Here is a 16,333-nt window from a genome sequence, read left to right on the forward strand (position 1 = left end):
CCCATGCCGCGGTGACGCCCTGTGGGCTTCCTCGCCGTGCGCCGGTGCGCTAAGCGTGCCCCGCCCGGTGGCACGGGAGCGGAGGAGTCACGGTGAAGCGTCTGTTCGTCACGGGAGGCACGGGGTTCATCGGCGCGAGGTTCGTCCCCCTCGCGCTGGAGGCGGGCTATTCGGTGCGGGTGCTCACCCGGAATGTCCAGGCCGTCGAGCGCTGGAGGAGCGCGGGCGCCGTCCCCGTCCAGGGAGATCTGCTCACCCCGGGCCCCTGGCAGGAGGAGGCGGCGGCGAGCGAGGCGGTGGTGCATCTCGCCCAGCCGCTCACCTTCGGGGCCCGCGTGACGCACCAGCGCGCCGAGGCCTACCAGCAGCAGCGCCTGCGCATGGACTCGCTGCTGCTCGAGTCGCTGAAGCCGGGCAGCGTGCGGCGCGTGCTCTACGTCGCGGGCACCAGCTACTACGGAGACCAGGGCCGCGCGTTGGTGACGGAGGAGGCCACGCCGAGGCCCTCGGGCTGGGGGCCGTACATCGCGCCCGCCATCGAGGCCCTGCCGGGGTACCTGGCGCGCGGGCTGCCCCTGGTGGAGGCCTATCCCGGCTCGGTGTACGGGCTGGGCTCGTGGTTCGAGGAGTACGCGCTGGTGCCGCTGAAGAAGGGCAAGCCCCTCTACGGCCTGAAGGAGACGCAGACGCACCAGATGTCCTTCATCCACGTGGACGACTGCGCGCGCTCGCTGCTGCACCTGCTCGAGCACGGCGCGGTGGGCCAGCGCTACTTCGTGGTGGATGACGCGCCGGCCACCTTCGCGGAGCTCAGCCAGCTCGCCGCCGACGCCATGCGCGTCACCTACCGCAAGCGTTTCCTGCCGCACTGGCTGGCCTGGCTGGCCCTCGGGCCGGTGGTGACGGACTCCCTGACGGCGGAGGCTCGGCTGTCCAACGCACGCCTGCGCGCCACGGGACTGCAACTGCGCTACCCCACCCCGCGCGAGGGCGTGCCCGCGCTCGTCCAGCAGTGGCTGGAGCGCCAGGCTCAGACGCGCTGATCTCCCTCGTGCACGGCCCGGCCCGAGGCCAGCACCTTGGAGTGCTGGAGGAGCCGCTCCGTGCCCACGCGCATGAGCGCCGCGCGCACCTTGGGCTGGCTGGCGAGGTATTGCTCGAAGGGCTCGCGTCCCATGCGCAGCACCTGGCACGGCGTGTCCGCGCGCACCGTGGCGCTCGCCGGCTGGCCGAGCAGCAGGGAGATTTCGCCGAACACATCCCCCTCCCGCAGCGGGGAGAAGGCCGTCTCCTGCCCGTCGTGGCGGCGCAGCACCGGCGTGCACTGGCCCTGCAGCAGCAGGTAGAGGCCATCGCCCTTCTGGCCCTGGGCGATGATGACGCGCCCGGCCTCCACCGTGCGCCGCTCGAAGATGGGGGCCAGGGCCTCGCGCTGCTCGGGCGCCAGCGAGGCGAAGACGGGGTGGCTGCGCAGCACGTTGGCCAGCAGCCGCTCCCGGTAGAAGGCCTGTACCGTCTCGCCCACCACCGAGTGCCGGAAGCTCACCCGCTCCACCTTCGTCCGGTGCAGCTCGAGCGCCACCACCGGCTGGGTGGCCACCACGCTGGCCAGCCGGGGGCTCTCGGACACGAGGGCGATTTCGCCGAAGAACTCCCCCTCCCCCAGCGAGGACAGGGTGCGCGTCTCGCCCCCATCCAGCTTGCGCACCACGTCCACGCGCCCCTCGACGAGCACGAAGGAGGAGCGGCCCGGCTCACCTTCCACGATGAGGCTCTGCCCGGGCTGGTAGGAGCGCGGCTCGAGCACGCCCAGCAGGGCCATGAAGGGCTCGCGCGGCAGCAGCGAGAAGAGCGGCACGCGCGGCAGGGCCGGGGCGCCAGGCGCGGCGGCGTCGGGCTTCGCGTAGAGGTCCGCCAGCAGCCGGGGGGTGCTCAGGTGGGCCGGCTCGAACTGCTGCAGCACCCGGCACACCGTGATGGCGCGCAGCGGTTGGCCCTGCCGGGCCAATTCCGCGGCGAGGGCCTCCGCGGTGGCGAGCGCCTCGGGACTGCGGCCGAGGGCCTGGAGCTGGGCGAGCCGCGCGTGGAAGGAGTCGGACATGGCCTGTCCTGTATGCCACAGGCCCCCGGGCCGCGCAGCCTTCGCGGGGTGGGTGCAATGGGCGGGCCTCCCCGGCGTAGAGGGGAGACTCACCCAGGAGGCCGCCCTGCCCGCCCACAACCCCACGAGACAGAACCGCCCGAAGTGGAAGAAGCACCTCCTGGAGCTGGCCGCGCTGGGGGTGCTGCTGGTGGGCCGCGCCAGCTTCGCGGACCACTACCACGTGCCCTCCGGCTCCATGGAGCCCACCCTGCGGGTGAAGGATCAGCTCGCGGTGGACAAGCGGGCCTATGGGCTGCGCGTGCCCCTCACCCACCTCTGGCTCACCGAGTCGGAGCCGCGGCGCGGGGACGTCGTCGTCTTCGACTCGCCCATCGACGGCAAGGTGATGGTGAAGCGGCTGGTGGGGCTGCCGGGAGACAGAATCGCCCTCGAGGGCGGAGCACTGCGCATCAATGGACAGCCCGTGGCCCAGGGGCTCACCGAGGACGGCATACGCCTGGAGTGGCTGCCCGGCGCGCTCCACCCCCTCGACCCCGAGCCGGACCAGGGGCCGGACATGGACGAGGTGGAGATACCCCCGAGGCATTACCTGATGCTGGGGGACCACCGGGGGAACTCGGCCGACAGCCGCGTCTGGGGACTGTTGCCGCGGGAGAACCTGCTCGGCCGGGTGGTGGCGGTGCTCTACAGCCCGCGCGAGGGGCTCTCCGGGGGCGAGCACTGGTGGCTGCCGCTGCGCACGGACGAGGGTAACGGCGTGGACCCGCGCCTCACGCGCTGAGGCGGGCCCGGCCCACCCGCTCGCCCGTCACTCCCGCGAGGACGGGGGCTCCGTCGCGCGGCGGACGTCACGGGCGGGCATGGGGAAGGGCCCTCGCCATGTGGGGAATCGGCGCTTCCCGGACCTGGACGGCGGACCCACCTTCCCTGGAGCGAAGGTCCGCCTGTCAGGAGGGCGAGGTGATGAAACATCCCGCGTCGCCGAGAGTGGTCACCCTCGTTGGACCCCAGGGCGTGGGGAAGACGACCCTGTTCGAGTCGTTGCTGCGGTCCACGGGGGCAGAGGAGATTCGAGTTTCCGGAACGAGCGCAGCGGCCACCGGACGGAGCATGACGCTCGAGCTGTCCGTGGCCCACGCGCGGTTCCTCGGAGAGGACTGGACATTCATCGACACGCCGGGAGCCACCGAGTTCTCCCAGGAGGCGCGCCACGCCCTCATGGTGAGCGACGCGGCCCTGGTGGTGTGCGACGCCTCGCCCGAGCGCGCCGCGGCCCTGGCCCCGCTGCTCGCCTTCCTGGATGCGCGCCGCATCCCCCACCTGCTCTTCCTCAACGTGATGGAGGAGGAAGGCGCCTCGGTGCGCGAGACGCTCGAGTCGCTCCAGGCCGTGTCCTCCCGGCCGCTGGTGCTGCGGGAGATACCGCTGCGCGAGGGCGGCAAGCTGGTGGGCGTGGTGGACCTGGTGAGCGAGCGCGCCTGGGGCCAGCAGACGGAAGGTGCGCCCGCGCTCATCTCGATGCCGGACACGGAGCGGCCCCGGGAGGAGACGGCGCGGCGCGAGCTCATCGAGCGGCTGGCGGACCTGGACGACAAGCTCCTCGAGCAACTGCTGGAGGACGTGGTGCCCCCGCCGGAAGCCCTCTACGGGCAGCTGGAGAAGGCGCTGCGCGAGGACCGGTTGGTGCCGGTGTTCCTCGGCTCGGCGGAGCGGGGCCTGGGCCTGGAGCGGCTGCTCAAGGGCCTGCGGCACGAGGTGCCCTCGGTGGAGGAGACGCGCACGCGCCTGGGCATCGCCGAGGGCGTCACGCCGCTGGTGCAGTCCTTCAAGACGCAGCACCTGCCGCACGTGGGCAAGCTGTCGATGGTGCGCGTCTGGCGCGGCGAGGTGCATGACGGAGGCACGCTCGCGGACACGCGGGTGGGCAGCGTGCAGCGGCTGCACGGGACGAAGCAGACGGCCATGAACGTGGCCCGTCTCGGCGAGGTGGTGTCGCTCGGGCGCGTGGACGCGATGCGCACGGGAGATATGGCGGACACGGGCGGCGTGCAGACACCGAAGGACTGGCCGCTGGCGCATCCACCGGTGCACCAGGTGGCCATCGTCGCGGAGAAGCGCACGGATGACGTGAAGCTGACGAGCGCCCTGTCCCGGCTGGTGGAGGAGGATCCCTCGCTGTCGGTGGACCAGGAGGCGGACTCGCAGATGCTGCTGCTCGGCGGACAGGGCGAGCTGCACCTGCGCGAGGCCCTCGAGCACCTGCGCACGCGCATGCGTGTCCCGGTGACGACGCGCCCGCTGCCCATTCCCTACCGGGAGACGATCCGCCGCAATGGCTCGCACCATGCGCGCTTCAAGCGGCAGTCGGGTGGGCACGGACAGTTCGGCGACGTGGTGGTGGACGTGGCGCCGCTGCCCCGGGGCGAGGGCTTCCGCTTCACCTCGGCGGTGGTGGGCGGGGCGGTGCCCAAGCAGTACGTCCCCGCGGTGGAGGAAGGCGTGAAGGAGGGCCTGAAGCGCGGACCGCTCGGCTTCCCGGTGGTGGACGTGACCGTCACGCTGACGGGAGGCACGTACCACTCGGTGGACAGCTCGGATCAGGCCTTCCGCACCACGGGGCGCCTGGCCATGGTGGAGATACTGCCCAAGCTGGAGCCGGTGCTGCTCGAGCCCATCCTCCACGTGGACATCCACGTGCCGAACGAGGCCATTCCGCGCGCCCAGCGGCTCGTCACCAGCCACCGGGGACAGATTCTCGGCATGGACACCAACCCGGACATTCCAGGCTGGGAGGTGCTCACCGCCTACGTGCCCCAGGCCGAGATGCAGGGCTTCATCGTGGAGCTGCGCTCGGCCTCGGCGGGCCTGGGTAGCTTCGTGATGCGGCAGGACCACTACGCGGAGCTGGTCGGCAAACAGGCCGACAAGGTGGTCGTCCAGCACCAACAGGAAGCCGCGGCCGAGCGGTAGCGGCTCCGGCACCGCGCACTCGAGGTGTCGCACTCGAGGTGTCAGACGATTCGTTTCCGGCATCCCGCCCGTTACGAGTCGTCTGACACCCTGCCCCGGGCCCTGGACGCGGCTGCGTCAGCCGGCGACGCGCGGCCCTCTCGGCTCAATCGAGGCCCTTGCGTCCGCGGAAGCGTTGTCGAAGGAAGCGCCGGGCGTGGCCGTCGGCAATCAGCCGCTGCGCCTTGCGCACCACCGCCTGCGCCTCCTCCAGGGTGACCCGCCCCTCGACGAGGGAGTCCGCGAGCAGGCACTGGTACGAGGCGCAGCTCGACGGACGGTCTTTGTAGATCTGGCAGTCCCGGCCCTTGAGCGCCGCGCACCGTTGAGGAAGCACCTCCGTACCGCTCCGCCGCTGCTGCGTGGGAATGCCGAGGGCGCGCAGACGCTCCAGTTCGTCCGCCTCGAGCCCCACATGGGTGAAGAGGCTGCCATCGCAGCACAGGCCGCAGCCGCGGCAGAGGGTCGAGAGCGGAGATTCGGCTGTGCCAGGAGTCGTCAAGAACCACAGATAACCACTGCCCCCCCAGACTGCTCGGGAGAGAGAGGGGGAGCAGGCGAGGGCTCGCCTGGCTGTCCCTGGCCCCGGCGGAGGCAACGGGCAAGGTGTCAGACGATTCGTTTCCGGCATCCCGCCCGTTACGAGTCGTCTGACACCCTGCCCAGCACTTCGGAGAGGGTCGTGGCTTGGAGGGCCCGGTCGAACCAGCGGTCGAGGGTTTCCACCTCGGTGCAGTCGAGGATGCGCTGCCGGGAGGCTTCGTCCACGTGCACCCTCCGGACAGCGAGAATCCGCAGGATGTCCTCGGCACGCCCTCGGCTCACCCCTTCTTCCCTACCACGCGCCAGCCCCTCTTCCCGGCCTCGCGTCAAGCCCTGCTGGCGGCCCCGCTCGATCATCTCCTCGCCCCATTCCCACATCAGCGCCTCCACTTGCTGTGAATCCATCACCGAATGTAGCACCTGCTTCGCTGCTCCGCGGGTGCTCTTGTCCCCAATCCAGAGGAGGTAACGGATGACCACCACCAGATGCTCGGAGCCCTCGGGGGTGGCCTGCACTTGCGCGAACAAAGCCGTCCACTCCGGTAGACGGTGGGCCAGTTCCCCGGTGCGCCCGTAGCGCAGGACGAGCCATGCCAACCGTGCCAGCGGCGGGCCGGGCCTCACCTTCAGCGCCTCTTCTCGCTCGGCCGTCAGGTCATCGAGCAGGTACTCGAAGCGTGGCACCAGGGCTCGCCAGGACTGCCGCGCCTCCTCTGTCTCTCCCGGCAGCTCGAAGAGCTCCTCCACTCGCCGCGGCGCTGTCCAGGCCCCCTCGGGCCCGTGGAACATGACGAGCGGGATGATGACCGGGAGCACCGTGCTCTCCGGGTGCTGCTGGCGCCAGTGCTCCATCTGGCGCACCACGTAGCGCAGCATCCGCAATGCCATCCACCGATCCACCGACGACTGGTGCTCGAGCAGCACGTACAGCAGCAGCGAGCGGCCCGTGCGCAGGCGCGCGGTGAAGAGCAGATCGCTCTCCGTCTCCCGCAGCTCCGGGTCCACCACACTGCCGGACTCCCGCCGCAGGGATGACCAGTCCACCTCGGAGACGACATGCGAGGGCAGGACGGCACGCAGCTCGGCCTCGGCCCGCTCGGGGTGGCCAAAGGTATAGCGAGCGAAGAGGTCATGAGGACCGGGCATGGTGCACGGCGCCCAAGCACGGGGCGGGCCAGTCGCACCGTGCAGCGAGCCCGCGGGCCATGGACGCCCACGTCTACCCCCGACCATCCCGCCGCCGGGGAAGGTGTCAAACGACTCGTTCCGGGGGAAGGTGTCAGACGATTCGTTTCCGGCATCCCGCCCGTTACGAGTCGTCTGACACCTGGAGCCGGTGCTCCTGCTCCAGCATGATGAGCCCGTAGTCCCCCACCTCCTCGAAGCCGATGGCGCGGTAGGCCCGCTGTGCCGGCAGGTTCTCCACCGGGGTGAAGAGCACCGCCGACTGGCAGCCCTCGGCGAGTGCCGTGCGCAGGGAGCCCGCCACCGCCGCACGGGCATATCCCCTGCCTCGCAGGACAGGAGGGGTGAAGACGCCCCCCACCTGGACGACCTCCCGCAGGCGGGCGTTGAACGCGGTGAGGGCCACACACTCCTGTCCGTGCGTGAGCACGAACAAACTTCCCTCGCCCATCGCGCGCGAGATGACGTCTCGGGCCTCGGTCATCAGCGCCTCGCCCGGGTGCTTGCCCATCACCTCGACGAGGTAGTCGTGGCGCCAGCGCACGAGCAGCTCCACCTCCTCCTCACGGGCCCGGCGTGAGCGGACCTCTCCCGAGTCCAACGCCGGGGGAATCCGCAGCCGCGCCAGCGGAAGGGCGAAGAGCACCTCCTTGCTGTCCAGGGTGGTCCGGGCCTCTTCCAACCCCAGCACGCGCCGGGCCTGCTCGGCCTGTGCCCACGGGCCGACGAGCCCCCGCACCGGCCGCGTCGTCCGCCCGGCGAGCCCTTCGAGAAGGGGCTCGAGGTGCTCGGGGGCCTGGAGCACGAGGTTGCCGTTCCAGTAGTGGGCCGCCACGGCACGCAACGTCCCCTGCTCGAAGGCCCCGACGTAGGCCCCCTGGTAGGGCGCGTCCCCGTCCCGCAGTCCCGAGGCGCGGGCATTGGACAGCAGGAAGAGCGAGCTGTGCGGATGCACCGCGAGAAACCGCTCCAGTGCCGCTTCGTCTCCAGGGCCCAGGGCCCGGACCTCGAGGTTCTTCATGTCGTGCCCTTTACCTGAGAATGGCGAAAGCCGACGCCCCGCAGGAGCTGGTCGCGGTGCGAGCGTGCGATCTGGATGGTGCTCTTCGCGGCCCCCTGCCCGCCCCCCTCAACGGGCCTTCCATCCTTCCTATACTCCTCCGGGCACGCGGCGGATGTCGGCCCCCCGCTCGCGTGCCCGGCCATGGAAACCCTTCCTTCTCCCCCGCCCCCCGCCTCTCGCTCCTGGCTCCTGGAGCGGCTGGACGCCCTGCTCTCGGAGCCCCTGCGCCAGGGGTCGCCCACGGATCTCGTCCGCTACCGGCTCGTGGTGGGCACCGCCTGCTTCTTCGTCGTGTTCAACCTCCTCTACACGGTGGCGGCCGTCTTGTCGGGCCAGCATCCCTACCCCAGCCTCGCCGCCAGCCTGGTCTACGCCAGCGTCCTGCTGCTCTCGCGCCGCTCGGCCACCATCGAGCCGCCCACGGCTCTGCTGTTGACGGCCTTGTCGCTCGTGCTCGTCGCCGCCGCCTTGGAGGGCCATGCCCCCTTTGTCAGCACCCACGCCATCTGCACCCTGATCCCCGTCATCGCCGTGTACCTGTCCGGCGCTCGCGTGGGGCTGTTCATCACCCTGCTCCTGATCCTGACCCTCTGCCTGGGCTACCCGCTCTACGTCACCTTCGCCCAACCCGCCATGGCGCCTCCCACCCCCTACTTGATGTGGTTCGGGCACCTCTTCGCCGCCCTGGCCCTGGTGGGAGCCTGGGGCGTGGGCTCGCTGCACAACGCCGCGCGGGACTCCGCCCAGGGCTCGCTCGAGCGGGCGCTGAAGGCGCTCCAGCTGAGTGAGAACAAGCTCAGCAACCTCCTGGAGAGCACGGATGATCCGGTGCTCTCCCTGGACAAGAAGGGCCTGCTGCTGACCGCCAACTCCGCGGCGAGGCAGCTGCACCTCCAGCGCTTCGGCCATGAGCCCGTGGTGGGCCAGCCCTTCTGGGTGGAGCCGGAGCGCCGCCAGCGCTGGGCCCCGCACGTGGCCAGGGTGCACGCCGGCCAGCGCGAGCGGTTCGAGGACGAGTTCGAGGTGCAGGGCTCACGCCGCCTCATGGACATCAGCCTCAGCCCCCTGCGGGATGGGGACGGAAAGATGGTGGGGCTGACGCTCTTCGCGCGGGACATCACCCCCCGCAGGCAGGCCGAGGCCCGGCTGGGAGAGCTGCACCGGACGCTGCTGGATGTGTCCCGGCAGGCGGGCATGGCGGAGATCGCCACCGGCGTGCTCCACAATGTGGGCAACACCCTCAACAGCGTGAACGTCTCCACCAGTCTCGTGATGGACCGGCTGCGCCAGTCGCGTGTCTCCAGCCTGACCCGGGCCGCCCAGCTCCTGCGCGAGCACACCGTGGACCTGCCCACCTTCCTCACCCAGGATCCGCGGGGCCTGCAGTTCCCGGCCTTCCTCGTGGCCCTGTCCGAGCAGTTGCAGGAGGAGCGCAACACCCTGCTCCAGGAGATGCGCTCCCTGAGCGAGGGGGTGGAGCACATCAAGTCCATTGTCAGCATGCAGCAGCGGCATGCGAGCTCCGCGGGCGTGAGGGAGCAGGTGGCCATGCCCGTCCTCATCGACGAGGCGCTGCGCCTGCACGCGGCGTCCTTCGAGCAGCTCGGCATCCGCGTCGAGCGCGACTACGCCCCGGTGCCGCTGCTCTCCGTGGATCGGCACAAGCTGCTGCAGATCCTCGTCAACCTGCTGAGCAACGCGCGCCATGCGTTGATGGACAGCCCGCGGAAGGACAAGCGGCTGAGCATCGGCATCCAGCCGGCGCCTGACGGAGAGCGGGTGCGCATCGAGGTGAAGGACAACGGCGTGGGCATCGCCCCGGAGAACCTGCCGCGCCTGTTCACGCAGGGCTTCACCACCAAGAGGACAGGCCATGGCTTCGGCCTGCACATCAGCGCCCTGGCCGCCGAGGAGTTGCACGGGCGGCTCACCTGCGACAGCCCCGGCCCCGGCCAGGGCGCCACCTTCACCCTGGAGCTGCCGCTGACGGAGGAGCCTGGGCCAGGGCCGGTGAAATGAGCCCCCTGGGCCGGCTCACTGGCAGTCAGGGCCCTGGCAGAGGTTGTTCGAGCAGGACTCGTTCCAACATCTCGCCCCTTACGAGACGTCTGACACCCCATGCGGCCCCCCGACGGGTTCGAATCCCGTCGGGCCCCGTAAGGGAGAGCGGCGGGGACGCCGACTTCTACGAGTCCTTCCGCCCAGAAGCGTGTGCCCCGCCGTCCAGCACCTCGGAGAGGGTCGTGGCCTGCAGGGCCCGGTCGAACCAGCGGTCGAGCGTCTCCACTTCCGTGCAGTCGAGGATGCGCTGCCGGGTGCCTTCGTCCACGTGAATCCCCCGCACGGCGAGAATCCGCAGGATGTCCTCGGCACGTCCTCGGCTCACTCCCTGAGCCAGTCCCTCTTCCCGGCCTCGCGCCAGGCCCTGGGTCAGGCCCTGAGTCAGGCCCTGAGTCAGGCCCTGTTGGCGTCCCCGCTCGATGAGTTCCTCGCCGTAGCTCCGCATCAACTCCTCCGCTCGTTGCTCATCCAGGACTGAATGTAGCACCTGCCCTGTCGCTTGCTGGACCGCCTTATCCCCAGTCCACAGCAGGTAACGGATGACCACCACCAGGTGTTCGCTCCCCTCGGGAGCCGACTGGACTTGCGCGAAGAGGGCCACCCACTCCGGCAGCTTTCGGGCCAGTTCCTCGGTACGCCCGTAGCGCAGCACCAACCACGCCAGCCGTGCCAGCGGCGGACCGGGCCGGCTTCTCAGCGCTTCTTCTCGCTCGGCCGTCAAGTCGTCGAGCAGGTACTCGAAGCGCGGCACCAACGCTCGCCAGTTCTTCCGCGCCTCCTCTGTCTCCCCTGGCAGCTCGAAGAGGTCCTCCACTCGCCGTGGCGCCGTCCAGGCCCCCTCTGGCCCGTGGTACATGACGAGCGGGATGATGACCGGCAGCAGCGAGCTCTCCGGGTGCGCCTGGCGCCAGTGCTCCACCTGGCGCACCACGTAGCGCAGCATGCGCAGCGCCATCCACCTGTCCACCGTGGACTGATGTTCGAGCAGCACATAGAGCAGCAGCGAGCGGCCCGTGCGCAGGCGCGCGGTGAAGAGCAGATCGCTCTCCGTCTCGCGCAGCTCCGGGTCCACGACGGAGCCGGACTCCCGCCGCAGGGATGACCAGTCCACCTCGGAGACAACATGCGGAGGCAGGACGGCACGCAACTCGGCCTCCGCCCGCTCGGGGTGACCAAAGGTATAGCGGGCGAAGAGGTCATGAGGACCGGGCATGGAGCACGGCGCCCCAAGCACGGTGCGGGCCAGGAGCACCGTGCAGTGAGCCCGCGAGCCATGGACGTCCGCGTCTGCCCCCGACCATCCTCCCGCCGAGACGCCCCCTGGACGGGGTCAAACGACTCGTTCCGGCATCTCGCCCTTTACGAGTCGTCTGACACCTTGGACAGACACCTTGGACAGCCCGAAAGAGCGGGCATTTCCCCTCGGCACGTCTGGCATTGCATCTGTCGGAAAACCCTGCCCACCCGCTGTACCGGACACCCCTCCGGTGCGGCGGGCGCATGAAACCCTCTCAGGGCGAATCGCTTCCGGCGCCCCGTGCCCGCCTTGCCCGCGGGACGAGTGCCGGGCGCGCCGGCTGCTGCTGCTTCTGGCCCTGTTCCACCCCGAGCGCGAGCTCGGCGAGCGTCGGCTTCTCGAACACCTGTGCCAGGGGCACCTCCGCCCCCAGGGCCTTGCGGATGCGCGACACCACGCGCAGCGCGAGCAGCGAGTGGCCTCCCAGGTCGAAGAAGTTGTCGTGGCGGCCCACCGAGCCCAACCCCAGCACCTCCCGCCAGATGGCGGCCACGGCCTCCTCCGTGGGGGTGCTCGGCGGCGGTCCGCTCTGCTCGCGCCCCTCCTCCCCTTCCTCCGGCACCGGGAGCGCGGCTACGTCCACCTTGCCATTGGGCGTGAGCGGAAAGGCCTCCACCACCACCAACCGCGCGGGCACCATGTACCCCGGAAGGCTGCCCTGCAGGTGCCGCCGCAGCTCGGCCACCGTGGGCACGCGCCCCGCCGCCACCACGTAGCCCACCAGCTCCTGCTCGCCCGAGCGCCCGGGCCTCGCCACCGCGAGCGCCTCGCGCACCTCGGGGTGCCGGCCCAGCGCCGCCTCCACCTCGCCCAATTCAATCCGGAAGCCGCGCAGCTTGAGCTGCCGGTCCAACCGGCCGAGGAACTCGAGCGCGCCGTCCGCCCGGCGCCGCACCTTGTCCCCCGTGCGGTACAGGCGCGCCCCGGGCACCGCCGAGAAGGCATCCGGAATGAAGCGCTCCGCCGTCAGCTCGGGGCGTCCGAGGTAGCCCCGGGCCACGCCGAGCCCGCCGATGTACAGCTCGCCGGGAGCGCCCGGGGGCACGGGCTCCAGGCGCGCGTCGAGCACGTACGCCTGCGTGTTGTCGATGGGGGAGCCGATGGGCAGCTCGGCGCGGCCCTCGGGGAGCGCGGCGTGGGCGGGCAGCTCGTACGCGGTGGAGATGAGGGTGGTTTCGGTGGGGCCGTAGAGGTTGGCCCACCGGGACGCCTCGCCTCCGAGCCGGCGCCAGGCCGCGAGCGCCTCGGGCAGTGCCCGCTCGCCGGCCACCAGCAGCAGGCGCACCGAGTCCGGAGGCCGCGCGCCCGAGCCCTCCATCTCCTGCACCAGCTGGTGCCAGTAGGCGGTGGGGAAGTCCAACACGGTGAGCCGCTCGCGCGCGGCCCAGGAGAACAACTCCGCGGCCGAGGCAAACAGCTCCGCGGGGCGCAGCACCACGGTGGCGCCGCTGAGCCAGGTGGGGAAGAGCTCCTCCAAGGCGGCGTCGAAGCTGATGGAGTGGAACTGGAGGACGCGGTCTCCGGCGTGCAGGCCGCAGTAGCGCGCGTGCCAGAGGTGGTGGTGGGTGAGCGAGCCGTGGGTGAGCATGACGCCCTTGGGCCGCCCGGTGGAGCCGGAGGTGTACAGCACACAGGCGAGGCTCCCGGCGTGCAGCCGCCGCTCCGGAGCGTGCGCCGGCTCTCCCGGGGCATCGGGCTCGAGCACCTTCAAGCCGTCCTGTCCCAGGCGCTCCATCAAGGCGGGCCGGGCCACGGCGAGGCGGGCCCCGCTGTCCTCGAGCAGCAGGCGCAGGCGCTCGGTGGGCCAGAGCGGATCCATCGGCACGCAGGCCGCGCCACTCTTGAGGATGCCGAGCAACCCCACCACCAGGTCCACCGAGCGCTCCAGGCACAGGGCCACGCGCGACTCGGGGCCCACGCCCAGTGAGCGCAGCCGGTGGGCGAGCCGGTTGGCGCGCGCGTCCAGCTCGCGGTAGCTGAGCGACCCGGCCTCGCTGGTGAGCGCCAGGGCGTCGGGGGCGCGGTCCACCTGGGCCTCGAAGAGCTCCACCACCGTGGCCTCGGGCAGCGGGCGCGCGGTGTCATTCCCCTCGCGCAGCAACTGCTGGCGCTCCGGCTCCGACAGCAGCGAGAGCTCGCGCAGGCGCCGCTCGGGATGGGCGAGCGCCGACTCCAGCAACGTGAAGTAGTGCCGGCTGAGCCGCTCGATGGTGGCCGCGTCGAAGATGTCGGTGTTGAACTCCCAGTTCATGAAGCCCGACTCGATGGCCGAGTCGTACGCGGGCTCGGCGCCCTCCTGCAGGGGGATGACGGTGAGGGTGAGGTCGAACTTGGCGGACTCGAACTGGGAGTAGCCGAGCCGGCCGCGCACGCCGCCGGGCAGCTCGAACACCGGCATGGGCGAGTCGTGGAAGCTGAAGTCCACCTGGAAGAGCGGGTGCAGGCCGGGCACGCGCTTGGGGTTGACGGCCTCGACGACGCGGTCGAAGGGCAGGCCCTGGTGCTCGTAGGCCCCGAGCGCCACGTCGCGCACGCGGCGCAGCAGCTCGCGGAAGGTGGGCTGGCCGGAGAGGTTGGCGCGCAGGGCCGCCGAGTTGACGAGCATGCCGATGAGGCCCTCCATCTCGGGGCGCTCGCGGCAGGCGAATGCCGAGCCCACCACCACGTCCTCGGCGCCCGAGTAGCGGTGCAGCAGGGCGTAGAAGGCGGAGAGCATGGTCATGTAGAGGGTGCTGCCCTCCTCGCGGCTGAAGGCGCGCAGCCGGCGCCACAGGCTCTCGGGGATGCGCAGGCGCAGCTCGCGGCCCTGGAAGCGGTGGAAGGCGGGCCGGGGCCGGTCCAGGGGCAGCTCGAGGGCCATGGGGGCGTCGGCGAGCGCCTGCTTCCAATAGCGGGTGAGCGACTCGAGCCGCTCGCCCTTGAGCGTGCGGCGCTGCCAGGAGGTGAGGTCCGCGAGCTGGAGGGTGGGCTCGGGCAGGGGCGAGGGGTGGCCCTCGGCGAAGGCCGCGTAGAGCGCCTTGAGCTCGTGCATCAGCACCGCGAGCGAGCGCCCGTCGTGGATGAGGTGCTGCTCCACGCCCAGCAGCAGGTGGTCGTCCGGGGCGAGCCGCAACAGCTCGTAGCGGAAGAGGGGCAGCTGGGAGAAGTCGAAGACGTGGTGCATCAGCGCCGAGCGGCGGCGGGCAATCTCCTGCTCGCGCTCCCCGGCCGTCAGGTGCTCCAGGGGCACGAGGGGGAGGTGGACGGCGTAGGGCGGGTGGACGACCTGGGCGGGGCCGTCCTCACGGGCCTCGAAGGTGCTGCGCAGGCTCTCGTGGCGGCGGACGATTTCGGTGAAGGCCCGCTCCAGCACGGCCGCGTCGAGCGGGCCCTCGAAGCGGACGTGGAAGGAGGTGTTGTAGGCGGAGTTCTCCGGCGAGAGCTGGCGGATGAACCAGACGCGCTCCTGGGAGAAGGACAGGGGAATGGGCGCGGTGCGGGCGGTGGGCTCGACGGGGGGCAGCGCGGTGTGGCCGCCCGCGAGCAGCTGGGCGAGGCACGCGGCCTGGCCGGCGAGGGTGGGCGCCTCGAAGAAGCGACGCAGGGGCACCTCCACGCCGAACGTCTGGCGCACGTGCGCGAGCAGCTGGATGGCGGCGAGCGAGGAGCCGCCCAGTGCGAAGAAGTCATCCGCGGCGCCCGGGCCCTCGATGCCGAGCACCTGGGACCAGAGGCGCGCGAGCAGCTCCTGGTGCGGCCCGCTGGGGGGCACGTAGGCCGTCGCGAGCGCCGGGCGCGAGAGTGGCGGAGGCGGCAGGGCCTTGCGATCCACCTTGGCGTTGGCGGTGAGGGGCAGCGCGGGCAGGGCCACCAGGGCCGAGGGCCGCATGTACTCGGGCAGCCGCTGTTGCAGGAAGCCACGGAGCTCCACCGTGTCGACCGGAGGCTCAGCGCGGGGCACGACGTAGGCCACGAGCCGCTTGTCGCCGGGCACGTCCTCGCGCACCACGGCCACGGCCTCGCGCACGGTGGGGTGGGCCAGCAACGCGGCCTCCACCTCGGCCAATTCAATCCGGAAGCCGCGCACCTTCACCTGGGTGTCCGCCCGGCCGAGGAACTCGAGCACCCCGTCCTCGCGCCAGCGCGCCAGGTCTCCCGTGCGGTAGAGCCGCTCGCCGGGCGTGGGGGAGAAGGGATGGGGAACGAAGCGCTCGGCGGTGAGCTCCGGCTGTCCCAGGTAGCCGCGGGCGAGTCCCGGGCCTCCGACGAACAGCTCTCCCGGCACGCCCACGGGGACGGGCTGCCCCCGCGCGTCCAGCACGTACACCTCGGTATTGGCCAGCGGCCGGCCGATGGGCACCACGGTGCCGGGCTGGTGGGGCTCGGTCATCCGGAAGCACGAGGTGAAGAGCGTGGCCTCGGTGGGCCCGTAGCAGGCGGTGACGGGGATGCGCAGCTCCTCGAGCGCCTTGCGCACGTGGGGCGCGGAGACGACATCACCGCCGGTGAGCAGCTGGCGCAGGCCGCGCAGGGACTCGAGCTTCCAGTCCACCACGCGCGAGAAGAGGCCCGCCGTGAGGTGGAGCGTCGTCACGCCCGAGCCGGTGACGACGCGCGAGAGCAGCTCGAGGTCTCCCGGGGACTCGGGCGGGAAGACGACGAGGCGGGCGCCCCAGGCGAGCGCGCCCCACACCTCGAGCACGGAGGCATCGAAGGAGATGGGGGCGATGAGCAGGAAGGTCTCCTCGGGGCCGAGGTGGGCGTAGCGCGGCGCGTGCAGCAGGCGCATGAGGCTGCGGTGCTCCACGGCGACGCCCTTGGGCCGGCCGGTGCTGCCCGAGGTGAAGACGACATAGGCGAGGTTGCGGGCACAGACGCCCGAGTCGGGCGGAGCCGCGGGCAGGCCGTCGAGGTCCACCTCCTCCACGAAGACGCGGGGCAGGTGCGAGGCGGCGGAGAGCCTCGGGGCCAGGGCGCGGGTGGTGAGCAGGACGCGAGGGCGGGAGTCCTCGAGCATGAAGGCCAGCCGCTGCTCGGGGTAGGAGGCATCCAGCGGCACATAGGCGCCGCCGGCCTTGAGGATGGCGAGCAG

10 protein-coding genes are annotated in these 16,333 nt (G+C 71.4%); 4 read left to right on the top strand and 6 right to left on the bottom strand.

Going from position 1 to position 16,333, the window contains the following annotated elements:
• Positions 1-92 precede the first annotated feature (92 nt).
• A complete protein-coding gene (locus tag ACJ8AN_RS33280) occupies positions 93-1,043 on the top strand; it encodes an NAD-dependent epimerase/dehydratase family protein (RefSeq protein WP_407759580.1) in 951 nt (316 codons plus the stop codon).
• On the opposite strand, the gene ACJ8AN_RS33285 is transcribed toward ACJ8AN_RS33280, so the two are convergent.
• The gene (locus ACJ8AN_RS33285; RefSeq protein ID WP_407759581.1) at positions 1,031-2,101 is read right to left on the bottom strand and encodes a cyclic nucleotide-binding domain-containing protein; all 1,071 of its coding nucleotides are present in this window, start codon (positions 2,099-2,101) and stop codon (positions 1,031-1,033) included. The two genes, ACJ8AN_RS33280 and ACJ8AN_RS33285, sit on opposite strands and share 13 nt — an antisense overlap.
• Between ACJ8AN_RS33285 and lepB the strand changes: the two genes are divergently transcribed.
• The gene (gene lepB, locus ACJ8AN_RS33290; protein WP_407759582.1) at positions 2,100-2,885 is read left to right on the top strand and encodes a signal peptidase I; all 786 of its coding nucleotides are present in this window, start codon (positions 2,100-2,102) and stop codon (positions 2,883-2,885) included. The genes ACJ8AN_RS33285 and lepB overlap by 2 nt on opposite strands.
• A gap of 182 nt (positions 2,886-3,067) precedes the next feature.
• A complete protein-coding gene (locus ACJ8AN_RS33295; RefSeq protein ID WP_407759583.1) occupies positions 3,068-5,074 on the top strand; it encodes an elongation factor G in 2,007 nt (668 codons plus the stop codon).
• 145 nt (positions 5,075-5,219) lie between these two features.
• On the opposite strand, the gene ACJ8AN_RS33300 is transcribed toward ACJ8AN_RS33295, so the two are convergent.
• The 3 genes from ACJ8AN_RS33300 to ACJ8AN_RS33310 form a co-directional block, all read right to left on the bottom strand.
• Positions 5,220-5,615 (bottom strand): YkgJ family cysteine cluster protein, encoded by a 396-nt coding sequence (locus ACJ8AN_RS33300; protein WP_407759584.1) that lies wholly within the window; start codon positions 5,613-5,615, stop codon positions 5,220-5,222.
• Positions 5,616-5,752: 137 nt separating this feature from the next.
• Positions 5,753-6,802 (bottom strand): Rpn family recombination-promoting nuclease/putative transposase, encoded by a 1,050-nt coding sequence (locus ACJ8AN_RS33305; RefSeq protein ID WP_407759585.1) that lies wholly within the window; start codon positions 6,800-6,802, stop codon positions 5,753-5,755.
• 163 nt (positions 6,803-6,965) lie between these two features.
• Positions 6,966-7,862, bottom strand: a complete 897-nt coding sequence (locus ACJ8AN_RS33310; protein WP_407759586.1) for a GNAT family N-acetyltransferase — start codon at positions 7,860-7,862, stop codon at positions 6,966-6,968.
• A 183-nt stretch (positions 7,863-8,045) separates the two neighbouring features.
• On the opposite strand from ACJ8AN_RS33310, the gene ACJ8AN_RS33315 reads away from it, so the two are divergent.
• Positions 8,046-9,923: a two-component system sensor histidine kinase NtrB gene (locus ACJ8AN_RS33315; protein WP_407759587.1), complete on the top strand. Its 1,878-nt coding sequence runs from the start codon at positions 8,046-8,048 to the stop codon at positions 9,921-9,923.
• Between the two features lie 166 nt (positions 9,924-10,089).
• Here ACJ8AN_RS33315 and ACJ8AN_RS33320 read toward each other — a convergent pair whose 3' ends face one another.
• Positions 10,090-11,178, bottom strand: a complete 1,089-nt coding sequence (locus tag ACJ8AN_RS33320; RefSeq protein ID WP_407759588.1) for an Rpn family recombination-promoting nuclease/putative transposase — start codon at positions 11,176-11,178, stop codon at positions 10,090-10,092.
• Positions 11,179-11,476: 298 nt separating this feature from the next.
• Positions 11,477-16,333: amino acid adenylation domain-containing protein (locus ACJ8AN_RS33325; protein ID WP_407759589.1), on the bottom strand; the 4,857-nt coding region annotated here is incomplete at its 5' end.

This window comes from Archangium sp. (assembly GCF_045802675.1).
In the GTDB taxonomy this organism is placed as follows: Bacteria; Myxococcota; Myxococcia; order Myxococcales; family Myxococcaceae; genus Archangium.

What these genes read in the sequence shown, in the direction of transcription:
- lepB (WP_407759582.1), top strand. Translation starts at nt 2,100, where the DNA reads ATGGCCTGTCCTGTATGCCACAGGCCCCCGGGCCGCGCAGCCTTCGCG.
- ACJ8AN_RS33285 (WP_407759581.1), bottom strand. Translation starts at nt 2,101, where the DNA reads ATGTCCGACTCCTTCCACGCGCGGCTCGCCCAGCTCCAGGCCCTCGGC.
- ACJ8AN_RS33295 (WP_407759583.1), top strand. Translation starts at nt 3,068, where the DNA reads ATGAAACATCCCGCGTCGCCGAGAGTGGTCACCCTCGTTGGACCCCAG.
- ACJ8AN_RS33305 (WP_407759585.1), bottom strand. Translation starts at nt 6,802, where the DNA reads ATGCCCGGTCCTCATGACCTCTTCGCTCGCTATACCTTTGGCCACCCC.
- ACJ8AN_RS33310 (WP_407759586.1), bottom strand. Translation starts at nt 7,862, where the DNA reads ATGAAGAACCTCGAGGTCCGGGCCCTGGGCCCTGGAGACGAAGCGGCA.
- ACJ8AN_RS33315 (WP_407759587.1), top strand. Translation starts at nt 8,046, where the DNA reads ATGGAAACCCTTCCTTCTCCCCCGCCCCCCGCCTCTCGCTCCTGGCTC.
- ACJ8AN_RS33320 (WP_407759588.1), bottom strand. Translation starts at nt 11,178, where the DNA reads ATGCCCGGTCCTCATGACCTCTTCGCCCGCTATACCTTTGGTCACCCC.